The following is a 23098-nucleotide window of genomic DNA, read 5'->3' as shown; positions in this document are numbered from 1 at the left end:
AGCAAGGGCGCAAGCCAACAAAAAACCCGCCGAGGCGGGTTTTTTTATTCACTGCGGTCAAACAGCAACGTGATTACATCAGCGGCATCGCGTGCTGCACGATGGTGATCAGCGGCTGTGGATAGATACCGAAGATCAGTACCAGCAGCGCGGAGATCAGTACCACGATACCACCGGCGCTGTACTGCCAGTTACGCGGCGCATCGCGGTTCAGCTGCTGAGGTGCACTCAGATACAGACTCACGGCCACACGCAGGTAGTAGTAGAGACCGATTGCAGAGCCGATAACCACGCCCGCCGTCAGCCACCACAGGTGTGCCTGCACACCCACTGCCAGCACGTAGAACTTACCGATAAAGCCCAGCGTCATCGGAATACCCGCCAGAGAGAGCATCATTACGGTCATAACGGCGGACAGAATCGGACGGTGCCAGAACAGACCACGGTAGGAGAACAGGGAATCTGCATCCGGACCACGGTACGGGCTGGACATCAGGCTCACCACGCCGAACGCGCCGAGGCTGCTGAACAGGTAACCGGCCAGGTAAACACCGACGGTCTCCATCGACATCTCACCGCTCTGCAGCGCAATCAGTGCCACCATCAGGTAGCCCAGATGGGAGATAGATGAGTAGCCCAGCAGACGTTTAATATTGGTCTGGCTCAGCGCCATCAGGTTACCGAAGATGATGGAAGCAAACGCGATGATGCCCAGCACCACGCGAACCGCTTCACTGTCACCCACCGGCGCATACAGGAACAGACGCATCACCACCCCGAAGATAGCGATTTTGCTCGCCGTCGCCAGGAAGGTTGAGACTGGAGCAGGCGCGCCCTGGTAGACGTCTGGCGTCCACAGGTGGAACGGAACCAGAGAGAGCTTAAAGCCAAGGCCAACAATCATCATGCCCAGACCCGCCAGCAGCAGCGGTTCGTGCAGCATACCGTCGCCGAGGCTCTTGCCGAGCGCCATGAAAGAGAGGTTTCCGGACTGTGCGTACAGCAGCGCGATACCAAACAGCAGGAAAGACGACGCGGCAGCAGACAGAATGGTGTACTTGATGCTCGCTTCCAGAGAACGTTTCTGACGGAAAGCGTAACCAATCAGACCGAACAGCGGCAGAGAGATAAGCTCAATACCGAGGAACAGCGCAGCCAGATGGTTCGCATTCGCCAGCAGAATACCGCCCAGCGCGGCAATCAGTACCAGCAGGTAAAACTCTTCTTTGTTGTCGTTGTAGCCTTCCAGCCATGGGTACGCAAACGTACAGGTTGCCAGGCTCGCCAGCAGAACCAGACCCGAGTACAGCATGGCATAGCCGTCAACGCGCATCAGTGGAGTGACGTCCATCGCCCCGCCCTGGCCAACAAACCAGAGAGAGACTAATGCGGCGTTCAGACCGATGACCGACAGCGTGGCATTCAGGAAGTGATTGCGTCGCCACGCAATGGAGAGCATCACAACCACCACCGTCAATCCGACGATCAGCAGCGGTAGCAGCGCGATCAGTTGTTGTGGAGTTATTGTCATGGCGAATTACGGCCTTGTAGTAGAAGCAGAATTAACAAACCACTGCTGGATATTCCCCATCGCGGAGTGCGAGGTATCCAGAATTGGCTGCGGGAAGAAGCCCAACAGCACCAGCAGTACGACCAGCAGCAGGATGATGAACAGCTCACGCAGCGACATCCCCGGCAGTTCTTTTGCAGCAATTTCGCTCTTCGCTTTACCGAAGTAAGCGCGATGCAGCATCGCCAGCGAGTAAACGGAAGCGAACACCAGACCAAAGGTGGAGATCACGGTAATGACCGGCACCACTTTGAAGCTGCCGAACAGAATCATAAATTCGCCGACGAAGTTACCGGTGCCTGGCATACCCAGCGTGGCCACCGCGAAGAACATAGAGAGCGCTGGCAGCCATTTAATTTTGCTCCACAGACCGCCCATCATACGCATGTCACGGGTGTGAAGACGTTCGTACAGCTGACCACACAGGATGAAGAGACCGGCTGCGGACAGACCGTGCGCAATCATCTGGATAACCGCCCCCTGGTAAGCCAGCTGGCTGCCGGTGTAGATGGCAATCAGTACAAAGCCCATGTGGGAAACGGAGGTGTACGCAATCAGACGTTTAATGTCGTACTGCGTGAAGGCCATCCAGGCACCGTAGAAGATACCGATCACACCAAGCCACATCGCAATTGGCGCGAATTCAGCGGACGCATTCGGGAACAGCGGCAGAGCGAAACGCAGCAGACCGTAGGCCGCGGTTTTCAGCAAGATCCCCGCCAGGTCAACGGAACCCGCCGTTGGCGCCTGTGAGTGCGCGTCTGGCAGCCAGCCGTGCAGGGGAACCACCGGCATTTTCACCGCGAAGGCAATGAAGAAGCCCAGCATCAGCAGGTATTCCACACCGTGAGACATCGGGGTCTTCAGCAGGTCTTCATAGTTGAAGGTCCAGATACCGGTCGCGGTGTGGTGAACAAACACCAGCGCCAGAATCGCAATCAACATCACCAGACCGCTCGCCTGGGTATAGATGAAGAACTTGGTTGCCGCCGTGATACGCGTTTTACCGTCGGACGCCTTATGGCCCCACAGCGCGATCAGGAAGTACATCGGCACCAGCATCATCTCCCAGAAGAAGAAGAACAGGAACATGTCGATGGCAAGGAATACGCCGATAACGCCGCCCAGGATCCACATCAGGTTCAGGTGGAAGAAGCCCTGGTATTTTTCAATTTCTCGCCAGGAGCAGAGTACCGCCAGAACGCCGAGCAGACCCGTCAGCACCACCATCAGCAGCGACAGACCGTCGATAGCCAGGTGAATGGTTATCCCAAAACGCGGGATCCACGGCAGAATAAATTCAGACTGCCACTGCGGAATCCCCGCAGACTGCGTCAGAGAGTAGCCACCCTGCAACCACAGTTGCAGACCAAGCGCGAGCGTCAATCCCATGGTGATCAGCGCGATCCAGCGCGGCATCTTCACGCCAAAGCGTTCAGTCTGCCAGCACAGGAAGCCGCCGATGAAGGGAATTAATATTAGCCAGGGTAGTAACATGGCGATTTACATTCCTTTTTAAGGCCCCCAGCAGGGGCCTGATTTTCAACGAATTCGAATAAAATTCACTTAACGATCAACGCAACACCATCAGCAGCGCCAGCACGACAACCGCACCGATGCTCATGGACGCCACATACCAGCGCAGGTAACCGTTCTCGCTGAACAGCAGGCCTTTACCTGCAAAGCGGGAAAGGATCGCCGGGATATTCATCAGGGAGTTCAGCGGATCGCGTTTCAGCAGCCACGCAATGCCCAGGAACGGCTTGACGAAGATCATGTCGTACAGCCAGTCGAAGCCCCACGCGTTGTACCACCAGGTCCCCAGCAGGCGGCCTGGCGCACTGTTGGCAACGGCAGTCACCAGCGTACGTTTGCCCAGCCACAGCCATGCTGCGATCAGGATGCCCGCGATAGCGACCACACCCGAGGTGATTTCAAGCGTCAGAACGCGACCGTGCTCAAGCTCGGTGGTGTCCGGCAGTACGCCCTGCAGCGGTGGCACAATCAGTGCGCCAACGAAGGTGGAGAGTACCAGCAGCACAATCAGCGGCAGGTGATGAGTAATCCCCTTCCCTGCGTGAGCGTGAATTTGTTCTTTACCGTGGAATACGATGAAAATCATACGGAAGGTATACAGGGAGGTCATGAACGCACCGACCAGACCCGCAACCATCAGATTGATATGACCATTCGCCATGGCACCGGCAAGGATTTCGTCCTTACTGAAGAAGCCCGCGGTAATCAGCGGCAGTGCCGCCAGCGCCGCGCCGCCCACCAGGAAGCAGACATAAACCAGCGGAATGGACTTACGCAGTCCGCCCATCTTGAAGATGTTCTGCTCGTGGTGGCAGGCCAGAATCACGGAACCGGATGAGAGGAACAGCAGCGCTTTAAAGAACGCGTGCGTCATCAGGTGGAAAATGGCTGCGTCCCATGCCTGAACACCCAGTGCCAGGAACATATAACCAATCTGGCTCATGGTGGAGTACGCGAGAACGCGTTTGATGTCGGTTTGCACCAGCGCGGCAAAGCCTGCCAGCACCAGCGTTACCGCACCAACGATACCCACCAGATGCAGAATTTCCGGCGTCATCAGGAACAGACCATGCGTACGCGCAATCAGGTAGACCCCAGCGGTAACCATGGTTGCGGCGTGGATCAGCGCGGAGACAGGCGTTGGACCTGCCATCGCGTCGGCCAGCCATGTCTGCAACGGCAGCTGCGCGGATTTACCCACGGCACCACCCAGCAGCATCAGCGTTGCCCACCACAGCATGTCATTGCCGGCAGCGAAGTGCGCTGGCGCCAGTTCCACCATTTCGCGGAAATTCAGCGTGCCCAGTTCGTTGTAGAGAATGAACAGCGCGAAGGCGAGGAAGACGTCACCCACACGGGTCACGACAAACGCTTTCATGGCCGCTGCGCCATTCTTCGGATCGGTATAGTAGAAGCCGATCAGCAGATAAGAGCAGAGACCCACGCCTTCCCAGCCGAGATACATCAACAGCAGGTTATCGGCCAGCACCAGAACAACCATGCTCGCGATAAACAGGTTGGTGTAGGCGAAGAAGCGGGAGTAACCCTCTTCACCGCGCATATACCAGGAGGCAAACATGTGGATCAGGAAGCCCACGCCGGTCACCACGGAGAGCATGGTCAGAGAGAGACCATCCAGCACCAGGTTGAAACCGATGTTGAAATCACCGACCGACATCCAGGTCCACAGCGGTACGCTGAAGGCCTGACGCCCGTTATTAAAGAAGTCGATACCCGCATACGCTGTCACCAGCGCAGCCAGACCCACAGAGCCCATGCCGACGGTGGCGGACAGATTCTCAGACCAGCGGCCACGAGAAAACGCCAGCAGCACGAAGCCAATCAGCGGAAAAATAATGGTTAAGGCAAGCATGTTCATCCACGCAACTCACTTACTGAATCGATGTTCAGGTTCTGGCGGCGACGATGGAGCTGCAGTAACAGCGCCAGGCCAATACTCGCTTCGGCAGCCGCGAGGCTGATGGCGAGAATGTACATCACCTGACCATCGGTCTGGCCCCAGTAGCTTCCGGCGACCACGAAGGCCAGCGCGGAGGCGTTAATCATGATTTCCAGACCGATCAGCATAAACAGCAGATTGCGGCGGATAACCAGACCGGTTAAGCCCAGAACGAATAAAATCGCAGCGAGGATCAGTCCATGTGTTAAGGGGATCATGCGCGTTCCTCCGTTTTTCTTTTCGCGCGGTCGTCAGTGCGGTTGCTCAGCAACTCACCAGCACGCTCTTCGCGGCCAACGTGGAAGGCAACAACCAGGCCCGCCAGCAGCAGCATAGAGGCCAGTTCAACCGCCAGGACGTATGGGCCAAACAGCGTAATACCCACCTCTTTAGCGCCGATTGGCGTGCCGTCGATGCCCTGATCATTCACGCCCAGAATGGCGTAAACAATGACCACCAGCATGATGGCCGACAGGATCGCCGGGCCAATCCAGACCTGCGGTTTTAACCACTGACGTTCCTGCTCAATTTCAGAGCCGCCCAGGTTCAGCATCATCACCACGAAGACGAACAGCACCATGATGGCCCCGGCGTAGACGATGATCTCCAGCGCACCAGCAAAGTGCGCGCCCAGCGCAAAGAACACCCCGGAAATAGCCAGCAGCGAGATAATTAAGTACAGCAGCGCATGCACCGGATTGGTGTGCGTAATCACTCGCAGCGTAGCCAGGATGGCGATAAGGCCACAGATATAAAAAGCGAATTCCATTGCCCTCTCCTTACGGTAACAGGCTCTTGACGTCGATAGGCTTAGCTTCGTTCTCTGCTTCGCCCTTATCTTTGCCGTCGATTGCCATACCCGCCATCCGGTAGAAGTTATATTCCGGGTATTTGCCCGGACCGGAAATCAGCAGATCCTCTTTCTCGTACACCAGGTCCTGACGCTTATACTCACCCAGTTCGAAGTCCGGGGTCAGCTGAATCGCCGTGGTTGGGCACGCTTCTTCACACAGACCGCAGAAAATGCAGCGTGAGAAGTTGATGCGGAAGAACTCAGGATACCAGCGGCCATCTACCGTCTCTGCTTTCTGCAGAGAGATACAGCCCACCGGACACGCTACCGCACACAGGTTACAGGCAACGCAGCGCTCTGAACCGTCCGGATCGCGCGTCAGCACGATACGGCCACGGTAGCGCGGCGGCAGATATACCGGCTCTTCCGGGTACATCCGGGTTTCGCGTTTGGCAAACGCGTGCAGGCCGATCATCCAGATACTGCGTACCTGAGTGCCGAAACCTACCAATAATTCTTTTAAGGTCATGGTCTATAGCCCCTTATGGCTGCTGCCAGAGAATGACAGCCGCCGTTACCAGCAAGTTGATGAGCGTCAGCGGCAGGCACACTTTCCAGCCGAAGGACATTACCTGGTCATAACGCGGACGCGGTAACGCTGCGCGAATCAAAATGAACATCATCATGAAGAACGCGGTTTTCAGCGCGAACCAGATGAACGGCGGTAAGAACGGGCCATGCCAGCCACCAAAGAACAGCGTTACCATCAACGCGGAAATGGTGACAATACCGATGTACTCGCCCACGAAGAACAGACCGAATTTCATACCGGAATATTCGATGTGGTAACCGTCGGCCAGTTCCTGTTCGGCTTCTGGCTGGTCAAACGGGTGACGGTGACACACCGCCACGCCCGCGATAGCAAAGGTAATAAAACCAAAGAACTGCGGGATAACGTTCCAGATGTCAGCCTGGTTGTTGACGATGTCGGTCATGTTGAATGAACCGGCTTGCGCCACCACACCCATCAGGGAAAGCCCCAGGAATACTTCGTAGCTCAGCGTCTGCGCAGAAGCACGCATCGCACCCAGCAGGGAGTATTTGTTGTTACTGGACCAGCCCGCGAACAGCACCGCATACACGGCGAGGCCTGCCATCATCAGGAAGAACAGAATGCCGATGTTCAGGTCAGCCACCACCCAGGTCGGGCTGACAGGAACAATCGCGAACGCCAGCAGCAGCGAGGTAAAGGCGATCATCGGTGCCAGAGTAAAGATCACACGGTCAGAGAAGCGCGGGATCCAGTCCTCTTTAAAGAACATCTTGATCATGTCCGCTACCAGCTGGAGTGAACCACCCCAGCCCACGCGGTTCGGTCCGTAACGGTTCTGGAACAGACCGAGCAGACGACGTTCACCAAAGCTCATGAACGCGCCGCAGGTGACGACCACCAGCAGGATAACTATCGCTTTCAGAATGCTCAGCAGGATGTCGATAAGATCCGGCGTTAACCAACTCATGCTTTTGCCTCCTGCAGATTATCAAGACGCGCACCCGCCAGTACCGGCGCGATGCCAGGCATACCCATCGGCAGACCCACCTGCCCTGCTGTCAGACTTTCAGAGATAATCAGCGGCAAGCTGATTGTCTGGCCATCGTAACTAAAGGCGATGTTCGCACCCGCGTTAACGCCAAGCTTCGCGGCATCTGCCGGGTTAAGCTTGATGTACGGCTGCGGCATGCGGCTCTGGAATACCGGAGAACGCTGAGACAGCTCATCACTGCCGAACAGATGGTAGTACGGCGCAATACGCCAGTTCCCTTCCTGCGCCTGGAAGCTCGCCGGCACGGTGGTGAAGAAGTCCAGACCGGTGTCGGAAGCTTCAATCAGACGCACGCCCGGGTCACCGTGGCGCAGAGAGCCGCCCACTTCAGCCTGGAATTTGTTCCATGCCTGCGGGGAGTTCCAGCCTGGTGCCCATGCGAACGGAACCTGAGAGCGCGGTGCAGACGGCTGGTTGTTCCCTTCCATTGAGAAGGCAAACATCGTGTCTTTATCCTGCGGCTGACGAGGTTCGTGAACGCTGATGTTGGCACGCATCGCGGTACGACCGCTGTAACGGTGCGGTTCACGCGCCAGTTTCTGGCCACGAATACGGAAGCTTGCGTCAGGAGCCGCATCTTTGATGCCAGCCAGCTGAGGCAGTTTTTCCACGACCGCGTCGATAACATGGTCGAGTTGCGTCCAGTCCACTTCACGGCTCTGAACGGTGCTGTGCAGAGAGTGCAGCCAGCGCCAGCTTTCCAGCATTATGGTGTTGCTGTCGTAGTACGCCGGGTCATACACCTGGAAGAAACGCTGTGCGCGGCCTTCGTTGTTGATAACCGTACCGTCGCTTTCCGCGAAGCTTGCCGCAGAGAGCACCAGGTGCGCTTTGTCCATAATCGCGGTGCGCTGATGGTCAATAACCATCACCAGCGGCGCTTTGGAGAGTGCTGCGTCAACGCGTGCGGCACAAGCATGGCGATGCAGGTCGTTTTCCAGCACCACAACGGCGTCAGCGACACCGGATTCCAGTTCGCTTAACGCAGCTTCCAGAGAGCCACCGCCAATCATTCCCAGACCGATGCTGTTCACCGCACGAGCAATCATGGTCACGCCAACGTCTGCACCACGGCCTTTCAGCGCTTTAGCCACGTTCGCGGCAGCCTGAATGATCTCTGCGCTACCGGCGTTAGTCCCGGAAACAATCAGGGGTTTCTTCGCACCCGCCAGGGCCTGAACAATCACATCAACCTTGTTCTGCAGGTCGCGATCGAGACCTTCAACGGCCGGAGAATTGCTGTCCAGCGCATGAGCAATCGCAAAGCCAAGACGGGCCTGGTCTTCAACCGGCGCGCAGTAGGTCCACGCCGCGATATCGTCCAGACGCGTGCTGTCGACGTTAGTCACAAACAGAGGATGCTTCGCACGCTGACCGATGTTGAGGATTGCCGCAATCTGCCAGTCAGCCACTTTCTGAGCCGCCGCCATTTCACGAGCTTTACCTTTGACCGCCTGACGAACCGCCAGGGCAGCGCGAGCGCCGGTCTGCGTCAAATCTTCACCCAGCACCAGAACCGCATCATAAGATTCAATTTCACGCAGCGCTGGGGTATGAATACCGCCTTCACGCAGCACTTTCAGTACCAGCTGCAGACGTTCCTGCTCGCCCTGAGCGATACCGGTGTAGAAGTTTTCCGCCCCAACCAGCTCACGCAGCGCGAAGTTACTTTCGATGCTGGCGCGCGGGGAGCCGATACCGATCACTTTCTTCGACTGGCGCAGAATATCTGCCGCGCCCTGCATCGCCTGTTCAGCGTTCAGGGTGATGAAGTCATCACCACGGCGTTGAACGGGCTGACGTGGACGGTCTTTCAGGTTCACGTAGCCGTAGCCGAAACGACCGCGGTCGCACAGGAAGTAATGGTTAACGGTACCGTTATAACGGTTTTCAATACGACGCAGTTCGCCATAGCGCTCACCCGGGCTGGTGTTACAGCCCAGCGAACACTGCTGGCAGATGCTTGGTGCAAACTGCATGTCCCACTTACGGTTGTAACGCTCGGAGTGGGTTTTATCGGTGAAGACGCCGGTTGGACAAATCTCGACCAGGTTACCGGAGAATTCGCTTTCCAGCGTACCGTCTTCCGGACGACCGAAGTAGACGTTGTCATGCGCGCCATACACGCCCAGATCTTGTCCGTCTGCGTAATCTTTGTAGTAACGCACGCAGCGGTAGCAGGCGATGCAGCGGTTCATTTCGTGAGAGATGAACGGCCCCAGATCCTGGTTGCGGTGGGTACGTTTGGTAAAGCGATAGCGACGGAAGCTGTGACCGGTCATTACGGTCATATCCTGAAGGTGGCAGTTACCGCCCTCTTCACAGACCGGGCAATCGTGCGGGTGGTTGGTCATCAACCATTCCACAACGCTTTCACGGAACTGTTTGGCTTCTTCGTCATCAATCGAAATAAAAGTGCCTTCGGTGGCTGGCGTCATACAGGACATCACCAGGCGACCACGCGTGTCTTCCGCGTTTTGATATTGCTTCACCGCACACTGGCGGCAAGCACCGACGCTGCCCAGCGCCGGATGCCAGCAAAAATACGGAATATCAAGGCCGAGCGACAGACAAGCTTCCAGCAGGTTGTCCGCCCCGTTGACCTCATACTCTTTGCCGTCTACATGAATCGTAGCCATTAGCATGCTTCCAGTTGGCTCAGTCGTAACTGAGCGTTAATCAAAATTCTGTTTTACCAGCGCGCTTTCAGCAGGTTCGGCTGAATCCCATTGATGGCATGGGTATTGCTGAACGGCTGCTTGATGCCTGCTTCGAATTCGTCGCGGAAATATTTAATCGCGCTCTGCAGTGGCTCAACGGCGCCTGGTGCGTGGGCACAGAAGGTTTTCCCTGGGCCCAGGAATCGACACAGTTGCTCAAGTGTCTCGATATCGCCAGGCTGGCCTTCGCCACGTTCGATAGCACGCAGGATCTTCACGCTCCACGGCAGACCATCACGGCACGGTGTACACCAGCCGCAGGACTCGCGGGCAAAGAACTCTTCGAGGTTACGCACCAGCGATACCATGCCGATCTCGTGGTCGACGGCCATCGCCAGCGCCGTACCCAGACGGCTGCCTGCTTTACCAATGCTTTCGAATTCCATCGGCAGATCAAGATGGGCCTCGGTCAGGAAGTCGGTCCCTGCACCGCCTGGCTGCCAGGCTTTGAATTTCAGGCCATCACGCATGCCGCCAGCGTAGTCTTCAAGAATTTCACGTGCGGTGGTGCCAAACGGCAGTTCCCAGACGCCAGGGTTTTTCACGCGACCGGAGAAGCCCATCAGCTTGGTTCCAGCATCTTTACTGTTCGAGATGCCCTGATACCATTCCACGCCATTGGCGAGGATTGCCGGGACGTTACACAGGGTTTCGACGTTGTTTACACAGGTCGGTTTACCCCAGACGCCAGAGCTTGCCGGGAACGGTGGCTTGGAACGTGGGTTCGCACGGCGGCCTTCCAGGGAGTTAATCAGTGCGGTCTCTTCACCACAGATATAACGCCCTGCCCCGGTGTGCACGAACAGCTCGAAGTCAAAACCGGTGCCAAGGATGTTTTTACCCAGCAGGCCCGCTTCAGTGGCTTCGGCAATCGCGCGACGCAGGTTTTCAGCCGCTTCGATGTATTCACCGCGCAGGAAGATGTAACCCCGGTACGCTTTCAGCGCGAACGCGGAGATCAGCATGCCTTCCACCAGCAGGTGCGGCAACTGTTCCATCAGCAGGCGGTCTTTATAGGTGCCCGGCTCCATTTCATCAGCGTTACACAGCAGGTAACGGATGTTCATGGATTCGTCTTTTGGCATCAGGCTCCACTTCAGACCGGTGGAAAAGCCTGCGCCGCCGCGCCCTTTCAGGCCAGCGTCTTTGACCGCACTGACGATGTCGTCCGGCGCCATGCCGCCCAGGGCTTTACGCGCACCGGCATAGCCGTTTTTGCTCTGGTATTCGTCGAGCCATACCGGCTGTTTGTCATCACGCAGACGCCAGGTCAGTGGATGAGTTTCAGCAGTACGAATTACAGTTTTCATTTGTACTGCTCCAGCAGGTCAGGAATGGCTTCCGGCGTCAGATAACTGTGAGTATCCTCATCAATCATCATGGTCGGCCCCTTGTCGCAGTTCCCCAGGCAGCAGGTTGGCAGCAGCGTAAAGCGGCCATCGAACGTGGTCTGGCCTGGCTTAATATTGAGCTTTTTCTCAATCGCTGCCTGAATGCCCTGATAACCGGTAATGTGACAAACCACGCTGTCACAGTAGCGGATCACATGGCGACCCACCGGCTGACGGAAGATCTGGCTGTAGAACGTGGCTACGCCTTCTACGTCACTTGCCGGAATGCCCAGCACTTTTGCGATCTCATAGATCGCCCCATCCGGCACCCAACCACGCTGTTTCTGTACGATTTTCAGCGCTTCAATGGACGCCGCACGCGGGTCTTCGTAGTGGTGCATCTCGTGCTCAATGGCGGCACGTTCTGCTTCACTCAGCTCAAAAGCCTCGGTTTGTGGTTGTTGATTCTCGTGCATAATTAGCGGTCCACATCTGACATAACAAAATCGATACTACCCAGATACACAATCAGGTCGGAGACCAGACTGCCGCGGATGGCGGACGGGATCTGCTGCAGGTGCGCAAAGCTTGGTGTACGCACGCGGGTACGGTAGCTCATGGTGCTGCCGTCACTGGTCAGGTAGTAACTGTTAATACCCTTGGTCGCTTCAATCATCTGGAAGGATTCTTGCGCCGGCATGACCGGACCCCAGGAAACCTGCAGGAAGTGGGTGATCAGGGTTTCGATATGTTGCAGCGTGCGCTCTTTCGGCGGCGGCGTCGTCAGCGGGTGATCCGCCTTGAACGGGCCTTCCGGCATGTTGTTGAGGCACTGCTCAAGGATGCGCAGACTCTGGCGCAACTCTTCAACTTTCAGCATCACGCGGGTGTAGCAGTCGGAAACACCGCCGCCAACCGGGACTTCGAAGTCGAAGTTCTCATAGCCAGAGTAAGGACGGGCTTTACGCACGTCGAAATCAATACCGGTTGCGCGCAGACCCGCACCTGTCGTACCCCACTCCAGCGCTTCTTTCGCACCGTAGGCTGCAACGCCCTGGGAACGGCCTTTCAGGATGGTGTTACGCAGTGCGGCTTTCTCGTAAGAAGCCAGACGTTTTGGCATCCAGTCGAGGAATTCACGCAGCAGACGCTCCCAGCCGCGCGGCAGATCGTGTGCCACACCGCCGATACGGAACCAGGCCGGGTGCATACGGAAACCAGTGATGGCTTCTACCAGATCGTAGATTTTCTGACGATCGGTAAAGGCAAAGAAGACCGGGGTCATCGCGCCAACGTCCTGAATGAACGTGGAGATATACAGCAGGTGGCTGTTGATACGGAACAGTTCGGAGAGCATCACGCGGATAACGTTAACGCGATCCGGTACGGTGATACCTGCCAGTTTCTCAACGGCCAGCACGTATGGCATTTCGTTTACGCAACCGCCGAGGTACTCGATACGGTCGGTATACGGAATGTAGCTGTGCCAGGACTGACGCTCGCCCATCTTCTCAGCACCACGGTGGTGGTAACCGATGTCCGGTACGCAGTCGACAATCTCTTCGCCATCAAGCTGAAGAATAATACGGAAAGCACCGTGCGCAGAGGGGTGGTTTGGACCGAGGTTGAGGAACATGAAGTCCTCGTTTTCCGTCCCGCGTTTCATGCCCCAGTCTTCCGGCTTGAAGGTCAGCGCTTCCATCTCCAGATCCTGCTTGGCTTTCGTCAGCTCAAACGGGTCGAATTCAGTCGCACGTGCCGGGTAGTCTTTACGCAGCGGGTGGCCGGTCCACGTCTGCGGCATCATGATGCGCGTCAGATGCGGGTGGCCGTCGAAGGTCATCCCGAACATTTCCCAGGTTTCACGCTCATACCAGTTAGCGTTCGGGAAAAGTTTAGTGATCGTCGGCAGATGCATGTCGTTTTCAGACAATGCCACCTTGAGCATGATATCCGTATTACGGTCTATTGAGATCAGGTGGTAGAAAACGGAAAAATCCGCAGCAGGGAGACCCTGGCGGTGCGTACGCAGACGTTCATCCATGCCGTGTAAGTCAAACAGCATGACGTAAGGTTTTGGCAATTTCTTGAGGAAATCGACCACTTCCAGTAATTGCTCACGCTTCACCCAAACAACGGGTACCCCGGTGCGGGTCGCCTGAACAGTAAAGGCATCCGGCCCAAAACGGTTGCGCAGTTCGCCAATGACAGGGTCATCCAGATGATCCCGTGTTTGCCAGGCGGCTTCTTGCGCGGTTAAGTCGGTCATATTGTTCACCATTGCAAATGGTCCGTGGTGACTGTAGGGCGTGGCTTCGCGCTATTTGAGTAGTGATATGCGAAGGTTTACTCCATGCCCACAGGCGCAAATTAAATTTCGTCAGGCGTACGCAGATTGGTTACTGCAATACGTTCGCCGCGTTTACGCTCGCGCTCAGACTGCATGTTGGCGCGGTAAACACCCTGATCGCCAACCACCCAGGAGAGCGGACGACGTTCTTTACCGATAGACTCCTGCAGCAGCATCAGCGCCTGCATGTAAGCTTCCGGACGCGGCGGACAACCCGGGATGTAAACATCCACTGGAATAAACTTATCTACGCCCTGTACGACGGAATAAATGTCGTACATACCGCCAGAGTTTGCACATGCACCCATGGAAATAACCCATTTTGGCTCCAGCATCTGGTCATACAGACGCTGAATAACAGGTGCCATCTTGGTAAAGCATGTACCTGCCACCACCATCAGGTCAGCCTGACGTGGGGAAGCACGCAGTACCTCTGCCCCAAAACGCGCAACGTCATGCACCGCAGTGAATGACGTCACCATTTCAACGTAGCAGCAAGAAAGGCCAAAGTTGTAAGGCCAGATGGAGTTCTTACGACCCCAGTTGACCATATCGTGCATGGCATGCTCGAGTTTGCCCATGTACACGCTTTTATTGACTTCTTGCTCCAGGGGGTCGGTTACGATCTCCTGTTTTTGCAGGGGGTAACGGTCATTCTCACCGTTAGGATCTATGCGGGTGAGCGTATAATCCATCTTATTGCCTCGCTGTTACTGCTGACGATTAGAGATACTGTTTTCCGGGTTGATGTGTTCACGACGTGAACGCGCAGGCGTCCAGTCAAGCGCGCCAATACGCACCAGATAAACCAGACCGGCCAGTAACACTAAAATGAAAATTGCGGCCTCGACAAAGCCCACCCAACCACTTTCGCGGATGGAAGTTGACCATGCGAAAAGGTAAAGCGCTTCCACGTCAAAGATGACGAAGAACATGGCTACCAGATAAAACTTGGCAGACAGGCGTAAGCGAGCGGAACCTACTGAATCAATACCTGATTCGAAAGGTGTGTTCTTGTGCCTTGCACGGGCGCGACCGCCCAGGAACCAGCCGCCGACTAACATCAGGCAGCACAGGCCAATGGCTACAATAAGAAAGATTGCGAATGCCCAGTGATGAGCGATGACTTCTGTGGATGTTGACATACTCATTGCTTACTCATCAAAAGTGATACCTACGACACTGCTCTTGCTGGCAGATGGGCATCACATCGATTCATGGGGAGGAACGAAAAACCTTACACTAACTGTCAGAAATGAGACGTAGACAGCAAAATGATGGGGTTTTTTACTCCTTTCTATAACCTTTTGTCAACTTTAACAAAGGTTTCTTCACATTAAATTACATCGAGCGATTCTCATTAACATTTGGTGCCCTTTAACCCTGGTGGGTACCTGAGTTTACGTCAAATGCATGTTGTTGAATCGTGTCCGTTTTGGAAGTAAAAAAAATAACCCTCCTATTTTGACAGGATTTGCCAACGATTCCTCCCCCCAAAGAGGAGTATTTTCTTGATCTGAGACACGCTTTTGTTAATTCACCCAAAAAACCAGCAACATATTTCCTGTTTTATTAACATCGAGGCGAGCTGGAGGGAGACTGAACGGAAAACGCACAACATTTGAACAAAAGCATTTATCTCACTGATAAATAGACACTATCCTAAAAATCCACGCGGTGATCGCGGGTATTACTGCCAAAAAAAAGCCACTGCAGGCGAAAATCGCGTGAGTGGCTTTTTTTTACATTTACAAATTGTTACCAGAATTTTGAGCTGTCGATCACTCAAAGTCCCCTTCAACGATCAGGGAATCATCCCCCCCTTCGGAGGTAACATGTTCGAACTGCCATGGATTATGGTAGTTTTCCATCGCCTCGAACACGACTTTCGCCAGTTCGTTATTGCTGGACGTATTGTGGCAGAGCAGATACTCCGTATCAGGCAAAGCAGGAAGACCATCTGATTTACCCAGTACGCGCAGATCCGGGCTCATCATTTCTACCGGACGGGCCGTTACTCCAAGCCCCGCTTTCACGGCAGCACGTACCGCTGGCAATGTGGAAGCCACATAAGCCAGACGCCATGGAATATTGGCCTCATTGAGCGCCGCCAACACCATATCGCGGAACGGACTCGGATCATCCAGTAATACCAATGGAATTGGCTCACCTTTTTGCAGCACATATTCAGCGGCGCAATACCAATGCGTCGGAGACGTGCGCAACGTCAGGCAATTAAATTGCCCTGGACGGTGCGTGGTCACCACCAGATCGACCTTATTCTCATTTAACATCTCAATCATAAAAGCATTTCGTTTTACGCTAACGTCCAGCGCAAGCTTCGGATAAACCGAACTAATTCGATTGAGAAGAAATGGCAATATTGTGTCTGCTGACTCATCAGACGCACCTAACGTTAGCACCCCTTGCAGGTTGCTATACATTAATGACATACATGCTTCGTCATTAAAGCGAAGTATTTTCCTGGCATAACCCAGAAGCTGAATACCGTGTTCCGTTAAGAGCTTATTACGCCCGTGACGGGCAAAGAGCTCTTTACCAACCAGTTGTTCCAGCCGTTGCATTTGCTGGCTAACGGCGGACTGGGTTCGGCAAACGGCGGCAGCAGCAGCTGCAAAAGTGTTGAGATCGGCGACCGCAACAAACGTTCTCAGCAGATCGAGGTCGAGATTCATTATCGGACGATTTGCATTTATCATATCTTTTCACTTTCAGGTTGCTCGTGCGGAGCTGCCCGGGTTGAAGCTGTGTGTGTAACAGTTAAGCAATTCCCTCTGAAGGTTTTCCCTCGCATCCCGGCCCGGCAGACTGCCTGACAGATAGTTATTGTGCTGTTTTAATATCAACAGTCAGAAAGCACGTTTCATGACGTTATTTTTATTCTCTTAAACGTTCAGGATATTTAGATGTTTGCAGGTTTATGTAAATTCCATTAAGGGTGATACACCCTTTCTGCCATCTTTCTCGCAGTGCTGTCAACGTAGCAGGAGATGTTTAACCCATTCCGGCCAGAGATAACTCTAACAATAACAATCAATTAATTCAGAAAACCTGTTCCACAAATACAAAACATATGTATCTGTGCCCAGCTTTCCTGAAAGACATCTTAACCCAAATCCACTTTATTTATAAGTCTTATTGCAATATTGCGGATTTATGAGGGTTGTTAAGCTTCTCAACTAATTTTATTAAAATTAACTAAAGTTGCATTTTGTCGGTTAATAATAAATAAATTTTAATTTAGATTAAGGCCATTCATTAATAACACTTAACATTAATTTCACATGAGTAACTTTTAGCCAATGCACACTATTACAACGCCACGTAACGAAGCATTCAGGTTTTACGAAAGGTCACACAGCGTAACTGCCACGCAGGTTGCGGATATTATTTATTTTTATCAGAACAATATACAACATTTATATTATTTAACAGCACAATAAACCTACTTTCACACCATTAACCTTACTTTACGTCAGTTAAATTGTTCGCTGATAGCGAAAAAGATTCACTCCATTTTCATTCACTCCACAAAATCTTCTCCTGCCCGCCCTTCAAAACGAAGCGAGGGGGGAGTACATTATTCCGTGCTGACTTCCACGGCAGGGAGTGGCAACAATCGCGAAAAGGTTAAAGGTTCATGTCCCCTATCGAAAAATCCAGCAAGCTAGATAACGTCTGTTACGACATCCGTGGCCCGGTTCTGAAAGAGGCTAAACGCCTTGAAGAAGAAGGCAATAAGGTTCTGAAACTCAACATTGGTAACCCTGCGCCATTTGGTTTTGAAGCGCCGGATGAGATTCTGGTTGATGTGATCCGCAACCTGCCCACTGCGCAAGGCTATTGCGATTCAAAAGGACTTTACTCCGCACGAAAAGCCATCATGCAGCACTACCAGGCGCGCGATATGCGTGATGTTACCGTTGAAGATATCTATATCGGCAACGGCGTCTCTGAGCTGATCGTGCAGGCCATGCAGGCGCTGCTGAACAGCGGCGACGAAATGCTGGTTCCCGCGCCGGATTATCCGCTGTGGACGGCGGCCGTATCCCTGTCCAGCGGTAAAGCCGTGCACTATCTTTGCGATGAGTCCTCTGACTGGTTCCCGGATCTCGATGATATTCGTGCGAAAATTACCCCACGCACGCGCGGCATCGTCATTATTAACCCGAACAACCCAACGGGCGCGGTCTACTCAAAAGAGCTGCTGATGGAGATCGTGGAGATCGCCCGCCAGCACAACCTGATCATCTTTGCCGACGAAATTTACGACAAGATCCTGTATGACGCGGCGCAGCACCACTCTATCGCCGCACTGGCTCCGGACCTGCTGACCGTGACTTTTAACGGCCTGTCTAAAACCTACCGTGTGGCCGGTTTCCGTCAGGGCTGGATGGTCTTAAACGGCCCGAAAAAACATGCGAAAGGCTATATTGAAGGGCTGGAAATGCTCGCCTCTATGCGTTTATGTGCCAACGTGCCGGCGCAGCATGCTATCCAGACCGCACTCGGCGGCTATCAGAGCATCAGCGAGTTTATCGTGCCGGGCGGGCGTTTATATGAGCAGCGTAACCGCGCGTGGGAGCTTATCAACGATATTCCAGGCGTCTCCTGCGTGAAGCCGAACGGCGCGCTCTACATGTTCCCGAAAATCGACGCGAAACGCTTTAATATTCATGACGACCAGAAGATGGTGCTCGATTTCCTGCTGCAGGAAAAAGTGCTGCTGGTTCAGGGTACCGCCTTTAACTGGCCGTGGCCGGATCACGTGCGTATCGTTACCCTGCCGCGTGAAGATGACCTCGAGATGGCCATCAGCCGCTTTGGACGTTTCCTCTCAGGTTACCACCAGTAATCTTAAAATCAGGCTACTTCGGTAGCCTGATTTGCATCTTGCCTCCCCTCCCCGCACAATGAAGTCTGTCGCAGTGAAGACAAAAGGTAACCTATGAGTCAGAGTCATTTCTTTGCCCACCTCTCCCGCCTTAAACTGATCAACCGCTGGCCGCTGATGCGCAATGTCCGCACCGAGAATGTGTCGGAGCACAGTCTGCAGGTTGCGATGGTCGCTCACGCTCTGGCTGCCATTAAAAACCGGAAATTCAACGGGCAGGTTAACGCTGAACGTATTGCCCTGCTGGCGATGTATCACGATGCCTCGGAAGTGCTGACCGGGGATTTACCGACACCCGTGAAATATTTCAACTCGCAGATAGCCCAGGAATATAAGGCCATTGAGAAGATTGCTCAGCAGAAACTGATCGACATGGTGCCGGACGAGCTGCGCGATATTTTTGAGCCGTTGATTGATGAGCATCAGTACACGGAAGAGGAAAAATTGCTGGTTAAGCAGGCGGATGCGCTATGCGCTTACCTGAAATGTCTGGAAGAGCTGTCCGCGGGGAATAACGAATTTCTGCTGGCGAAAACGCGTCTGGAAAAAACGCTGGAATCACGCCGCAGCGAAGAGATGGATTATTTCATGCAGGTGTTTGTGCCGAGCTTCCATTTGTCGCTGGACGAGATCAGTCAGGACTCCCCTCTCTGACGGTATGCCGGGTCGCGACATCGCCACCCGGCATCAGGGTTTAAAACGGGAACAGCACGGGAATCAGTATCACGCACACCACCATCACCAGCACGGTGAAGGGCACGCCTATCTTCACAAAATCACTGAATTTGTAATTTCCCGGGCCAAGCACCAGCGTATTGACCGGTGACGAGACCGGAGTCATAAACGCTGCAGATGCCGCCATAGCGACGATCATGGCAAACGGGTACGGCGAAACCCCCATTGATTTCGCCATCGCCAGTGCAATGGGTGCCATCAGGACGGCCGTGGCCGTATTGGAGATAAACAGGCCTATCGTGGCGCACATGATAAACAGGCAGACCAGCATCATGTAAGGCCCGTATCCACCGCCTGCGTCCATGAGTCCCTTGACGATCAAATCCACCCCACCGGTTTTTTGTAACGCCAGGGCAAAGGGCATCATCCCGACAATCAGAATGATGCTCGGCCAGTGAATGGCTTTGTAGGCGCTTTCGGCATCAATACAGCGGAATTTCCCCATCAGAAGACAGGCGATAATGGCCGCAATAGGGTTTGGAATTTCGTCAGTCAGCATCAGTGCGACCATCAACACCAGGCAAAAAATCGCATGCGGTGCCTGGCTGTGCGCCGGAGAAGCATCGCTCTCTTCAACCGGCATATTAAGTACCACAAAGTCGCGGCCTTTCTGCCCGAGCTGACCGATCAGTTTCCAGTTGCCGACGACCAGGAAGATATCACCGAGCAGGATGGGCTCATCCACTACCGCCCCTTCCATCGCCACGCCATCACGCTTTAAGCCCACCACGTTTAGCCCATAGCGGGTCCTGAAGCCGATTTCGCGCACGGTTTTACCCAGTAATTCTGATTCCGGGATCAGCGACACTTCGGCCATGCCGACATCCAGCGCCTGGTCTGAGAAATACTCCCCACGTAGCACCATGGGTTCCAGCAACTGTTCACTGCAAAACTCGCGCAAATCGACATCGGCGGTGGACATATCAATCAGCAAAACGTCGCGTGCACGGAATTCCGACACCCCGTTGACGTTAACAATCACCCGCCGAAAACGACGCCAGCGCTCTACGCCGATCACGTTCGCGCCATAGCGCTCGCGCAGCTTCAGGTCGTCAAGACGCTGGCCAATGAGGGGCGAGCCGGGGCGGATAGCCAGACGGCGCGCTCGCCCGGTCAGACGATACTCTTTGATCAGATCGCGGAAGGTCCGTCGTTTCCAGCCGTCTTTGCTTTTATCCTGTTTTTCCCCCTTCAGGGCAAAACGGGTTAACAGCATGTAGACCACGCCCAGCACCAGAATCACCAGTCCAAGTGGGGTCACGCTGAAAAAGCTAAAGCCTTCAAACCCTTCGCGGATTAGCTCACTGTTGACGACCAGGTTCGGCGGGGTCGCCACCAGCGTCATCATCCCGCTGATAAGACCGGCAAAGCTCAGAGGCATCATCAGGCGCGACGGCGAGGTTTGCATCCGCATGGAGACGCTCAGCACCACCGGGATAAAGATGGCGACGACGCCCGTGGAGCTCATAAACGCCCCCAGCCCGGCAACCGTCAGCATCAGGTAGATCAACATTTTGGTTTCGCTGTTGCCGGCCACCTTGACCAGCCACGACCCCATAATGGTCGCCACGCCGGTGCGCACCAGCCCGTCGCCAATAATAAACAGGGCGGCAATCAGGATAACGTTGGGATCACTAAATCCGGAGAAAGCCTCCGGCAGCGTGAGCGTACCGCTCAGCACAAAGGCAACGATGACAAACAAGGCGATGGCATCCATGCGCACCTTGCCTGAGGCAAAGAGAAGGATGGCGATTAAAAGCAGGCTCAGGACCCAAATCAGTTCACCGTTCACAACATATCCTTGTCAGTGGAGGAGACAAAATTTTGCCATAAAAAAACCCCAACAATGTGGGGCTATATCATGGGATTACATTTTAAGCGAGACGGTTACAACTCCGTCCGGTGCCTTCGCAACGTTAATCGCCGTCAGCGTGTTAAGCACCAGATCCGCCTCGTTCAGGCGGGGTGAACCCGCCGGAACGTTAACGGCGATGACGTGGCTTCCGGCGTTCAACCCCGCCAGGACGCCTGCTGCCGCATCCTCCACCACCACGCAATCGGCTGGTGCCAGGCCAAGCAGTTCGGCACCGAGTAAAAAGGCATCCGGTTCAGGCTTGCCGCGCTTCACGCGCTCTGCCGTGATAAACACTTCGGGCGTCGGTAACCCTGCGGCCTTGTGGCGGGCATGGGCAACGGGCACCGAGCCGGAGGTGACGATCGCCCACGGGATTTGGGCTTCGTTCAGATGTTCAAGCAGTTCACGCGCCCCCGGCAGCGCTGTGATGCCATCCGTGTCGGTGGCTTCAATGTGCTCAAGATAGCTGAACTCCGCCTGAATCTCTTCCTCAGAACGTCCTGCTAAGAAGTACCGCAATGAGGTTATGGCCTGTTTGCCATGGATAAAATTCAGTACTTCCTGATGGTCAATGCCATGTCTGTCCGCCCAATGGCACCATGAACGCTCCACAACCGGCAGCGAATCAACCAGCGTACCGTCCAAATCAAACAGAAAACCTCTACACTGCACAAGCACCTCCGTCAGGCATTAATAATTTGTTGAATCTCATTGTTACTTAAATGGTACTGGCGCGGGCAGGCGTGCCAGACGCTCAGCATGCGCTGATATTTTTCCCACATTGGGGTCTGCGCATTGAAGCCGTGTGTGCCCGCGTCAAAATGGGTATAGCGCCCTTCCGTGTTCACCATAAAACGCACATAGCTCAGATAACGCGCTTCCGTTGCGGCATCAAAGCCCAGGAAGGTGACGCGACGTTCGTCAATGGACTGCTGATCTTTGAGATTGGTCCAGGAAACATGCAGGGCGTGATACATCTCCATAATGTCGATCACGGTGCGGCAGGTTTCTTCTTTCATCTCACCAAACTCGCGGTCCAGTTCACGCATCTGTAAACCGAAGCCACGTTCGACGATTGTCTGCAGGCGGCTGTAGCGCTCAGCGTTATCGGGATCAAGCATAGTCATCATTTTGTACTGGTTGGACAAAATCAGACGTTGAGCATGGGTCATTTCCATCTTTCGACTCCTGTAGCGCATTGCACTGTAAAAAAAAGACACGGTAACGGTGAGTTACTGTGCCTTCTTTTATTCGTCGTTTCGATGATCAATCACAAGTCATCGAGGAATGTTTTGTCGAGTTGCTTAAAAGCGCGCTTGAGCGTGTCAGCCAGCGCCTGGTAATCGGGCTTGCCTTCGACCGGGGCAAGCGCCTGCCCGGCTTCCTCCAGTTTCCCGCGAACTTCATAAAACCAGTGTAAAATAGAAGGCGGGAGTGGCGTGATAGAACGTTTACCTAACCACCACAGACCCTGCATCGGCAGACTTAACGCGAAAAGTGCCGTCGCAACGGCCGGGCCAAGCTGCCCGCCCAGCGCGATTTGCCAGCAGAGCGTAAAGATGGCGACAGGTGGCATAAAGCGAATCGCATAGCGCGTGGCGCGGATCGTGCGGTTCTCAATAAACATGGGCGCAAGGCGCTTTTCCATTGGCCACGTCTTTGCGTAATGCTGTCCCCGACGAAACAGACTGAAAAAATTCACGGACGGGTTCTCTGGTGTCGACATGGC

At 54.4% G+C, this 23098-nt stretch carries 20 protein-coding genes; 2 read left to right on the top strand and 18 right to left on the bottom strand.

Annotation, left to right across the window (positions count from 1 at the left end):
* Positions 1–73 precede the first annotated feature (73 nt).
* The 14 genes from nuoN to lrhA form a co-directional block, all read right to left on the bottom strand.
* Positions 74–1531 (bottom strand): NADH-quinone oxidoreductase subunit NuoN, encoded by a 1458-nt coding sequence (gene nuoN, locus L466_RS14215; protein ID WP_014170990.1) that lies wholly within the window; start codon positions 1529–1531, stop codon positions 74–76.
* A gap of 6 nt (positions 1532–1537) precedes the next feature.
* Positions 1538–3067: an NADH-quinone oxidoreductase subunit M gene (gene nuoM, locus L466_RS14220; RefSeq protein WP_014170991.1), complete on the bottom strand. Its 1530-nt coding sequence runs from the start codon at positions 3065–3067 to the stop codon at positions 1538–1540.
* 76 nt (positions 3068–3143) lie between these two features.
* A complete protein-coding gene (nuoL, locus tag L466_RS14225; protein WP_014170992.1) occupies positions 3144–4985 on the bottom strand; it encodes an NADH-quinone oxidoreductase subunit L in 1842 nt (613 codons plus the stop codon).
* Positions 4982–5284 (bottom strand): NADH-quinone oxidoreductase subunit NuoK, encoded by a 303-nt coding sequence (gene nuoK / locus L466_RS14230; RefSeq protein ID WP_003861496.1) that lies wholly within the window; start codon positions 5282–5284, stop codon positions 4982–4984. The genes nuoL and nuoK overlap by 4 nt, the downstream gene beginning before the upstream one ends.
* Positions 5281–5835 carry an NADH-quinone oxidoreductase subunit J gene (gene nuoJ, locus L466_RS14235; protein ID WP_014170993.1) on the bottom strand — a complete coding sequence of 185 codons (555 nt, stop codon included), beginning with the start codon at positions 5833–5835 and terminating at the stop codon, positions 5281–5283. Before nuoJ ends, nuoK begins: the two co-directional genes overlap by 4 nt.
* Before the next feature lie 10 nt (positions 5836–5845).
* On the bottom strand, positions 5846–6388 hold the full coding sequence (nuoI, locus tag L466_RS14240) for an NADH-quinone oxidoreductase subunit NuoI (protein ID WP_003861491.1): 543 nt from the start codon (positions 6386–6388) through the stop codon (positions 5846–5848).
* A 13-nt stretch (positions 6389–6401) separates the two neighbouring features.
* Entirely contained in the window at positions 6402–7379 is a 978-nt protein-coding gene (gene nuoH, locus L466_RS14245) for an NADH-quinone oxidoreductase subunit NuoH (protein WP_014170994.1), read from the bottom strand.
* The gene (gene nuoG / locus L466_RS14250) at positions 7376–10102 is read right to left on the bottom strand and encodes an NADH-quinone oxidoreductase subunit NuoG (protein WP_032680556.1); all 2727 of its coding nucleotides are present in this window, start codon (positions 10100–10102) and stop codon (positions 7376–7378) included. The genes nuoH and nuoG overlap by 4 nt, the downstream gene beginning before the upstream one ends.
* A 53-nt stretch (positions 10103–10155) precedes the next feature.
* The gene (nuoF, locus tag L466_RS14255) at positions 10156–11493 is read right to left on the bottom strand and encodes an NADH-quinone oxidoreductase subunit NuoF (RefSeq protein WP_014170996.1); all 1338 of its coding nucleotides are present in this window, start codon (positions 11491–11493) and stop codon (positions 10156–10158) included.
* Positions 11490–11990, bottom strand: coding sequence for an NADH-quinone oxidoreductase subunit NuoE (gene nuoE, locus L466_RS14260; protein WP_014170998.1), 501 nt, complete (start codon positions 11988–11990; stop codon positions 11490–11492). The genes nuoF and nuoE overlap by 4 nt, the downstream gene beginning before the upstream one ends.
* Before the next feature lie 2 nt (positions 11991–11992).
* Positions 11993–13795 (bottom strand): NADH-quinone oxidoreductase subunit C/D, encoded by a 1803-nt coding sequence (nuoC, locus tag L466_RS14265; protein ID WP_014170999.1) that lies wholly within the window; start codon positions 13793–13795, stop codon positions 11993–11995.
* 89 nt (positions 13796–13884) lie between these two features.
* Positions 13885–14559: an NADH-quinone oxidoreductase subunit NuoB gene (gene nuoB, locus L466_RS14270; protein ID WP_003861482.1), complete on the bottom strand. Its 675-nt coding sequence runs from the start codon at positions 14557–14559 to the stop codon at positions 13885–13887.
* A gap of 15 nt (positions 14560–14574) precedes the next feature.
* Positions 14575–15015, bottom strand: a complete 441-nt coding sequence (gene nuoA, locus L466_RS14275; protein WP_014171000.1) for an NADH-quinone oxidoreductase subunit NuoA — start codon at positions 15013–15015, stop codon at positions 14575–14577.
* 630 nt (positions 15016–15645) lie between these two features.
* Entirely contained in the window at positions 15646–16584 is a 939-nt protein-coding gene (gene lrhA / locus L466_RS14280) for a transcriptional regulator LrhA (protein ID WP_025203584.1), read from the bottom strand.
* A gap of 941 nt (positions 16585–17525) precedes the next feature.
* On the opposite strand from lrhA, the gene alaA reads away from it, so the two are divergent.
* Positions 17526–18740 (top strand): alanine transaminase AlaA, encoded by a 1215-nt coding sequence (gene alaA / locus L466_RS14285; protein WP_014171002.1) that lies wholly within the window; start codon positions 17526–17528, stop codon positions 18738–18740.
* Between the two features lie 93 nt (positions 18741–18833).
* On the top strand, positions 18834–19433 hold the full coding sequence (yfbR, locus tag L466_RS14290) for a 5'-deoxynucleotidase (RefSeq protein WP_014171003.1): 600 nt from the start codon (positions 18834–18836) through the stop codon (positions 19431–19433).
* Positions 19434–19473: 40 nt separating this feature from the next.
* On the opposite strand, the gene L466_RS14295 is transcribed toward yfbR, so the two are convergent.
* The 4 genes from L466_RS14295 to yfbV all read right to left on the bottom strand — a co-directional run bounded on the left by L466_RS14295 (position 19474) and on the right by yfbV (position 23095).
* Positions 19474–21306: an SLC13 family permease gene (locus L466_RS14295; protein ID WP_014171004.1), complete on the bottom strand. Its 1833-nt coding sequence runs from the start codon at positions 21304–21306 to the stop codon at positions 19474–19476.
* 75 nt (positions 21307–21381) lie between these two features.
* Positions 21382–22041, bottom strand: a complete 660-nt coding sequence (locus tag L466_RS14300; protein ID WP_032680554.1) for a sugar phosphatase — start codon at positions 22039–22041, stop codon at positions 21382–21384.
* Between the two features lie 11 nt (positions 22042–22052).
* The gene (locus L466_RS14305) at positions 22053–22547 is read right to left on the bottom strand and encodes a YfbU family protein (RefSeq protein ID WP_020883140.1); all 495 of its coding nucleotides are present in this window, start codon (positions 22545–22547) and stop codon (positions 22053–22055) included.
* Between the two features lie 92 nt (positions 22548–22639).
* A complete protein-coding gene (yfbV, locus tag L466_RS14310) occupies positions 22640–23095 on the bottom strand; it encodes a terminus macrodomain insulation protein YfbV (protein ID WP_008502875.1) in 456 nt (151 codons plus the stop codon).
* Between the last annotated feature and the right edge of the window lie 3 nt (positions 23096–23098).

The sequence above is a fragment of the Enterobacter sp. BIDMC 30 genome (genome assembly GCF_000534355.1).
Lineage (GTDB): Bacteria > Pseudomonadota > Gammaproteobacteria > Enterobacterales > Enterobacteriaceae > Enterobacter > Enterobacter ludwigii.
The sequence above is the reverse complement of the archived record's forward strand: the minus strand, read 5'-3'. Positions and strand labels throughout refer to the sequence as shown.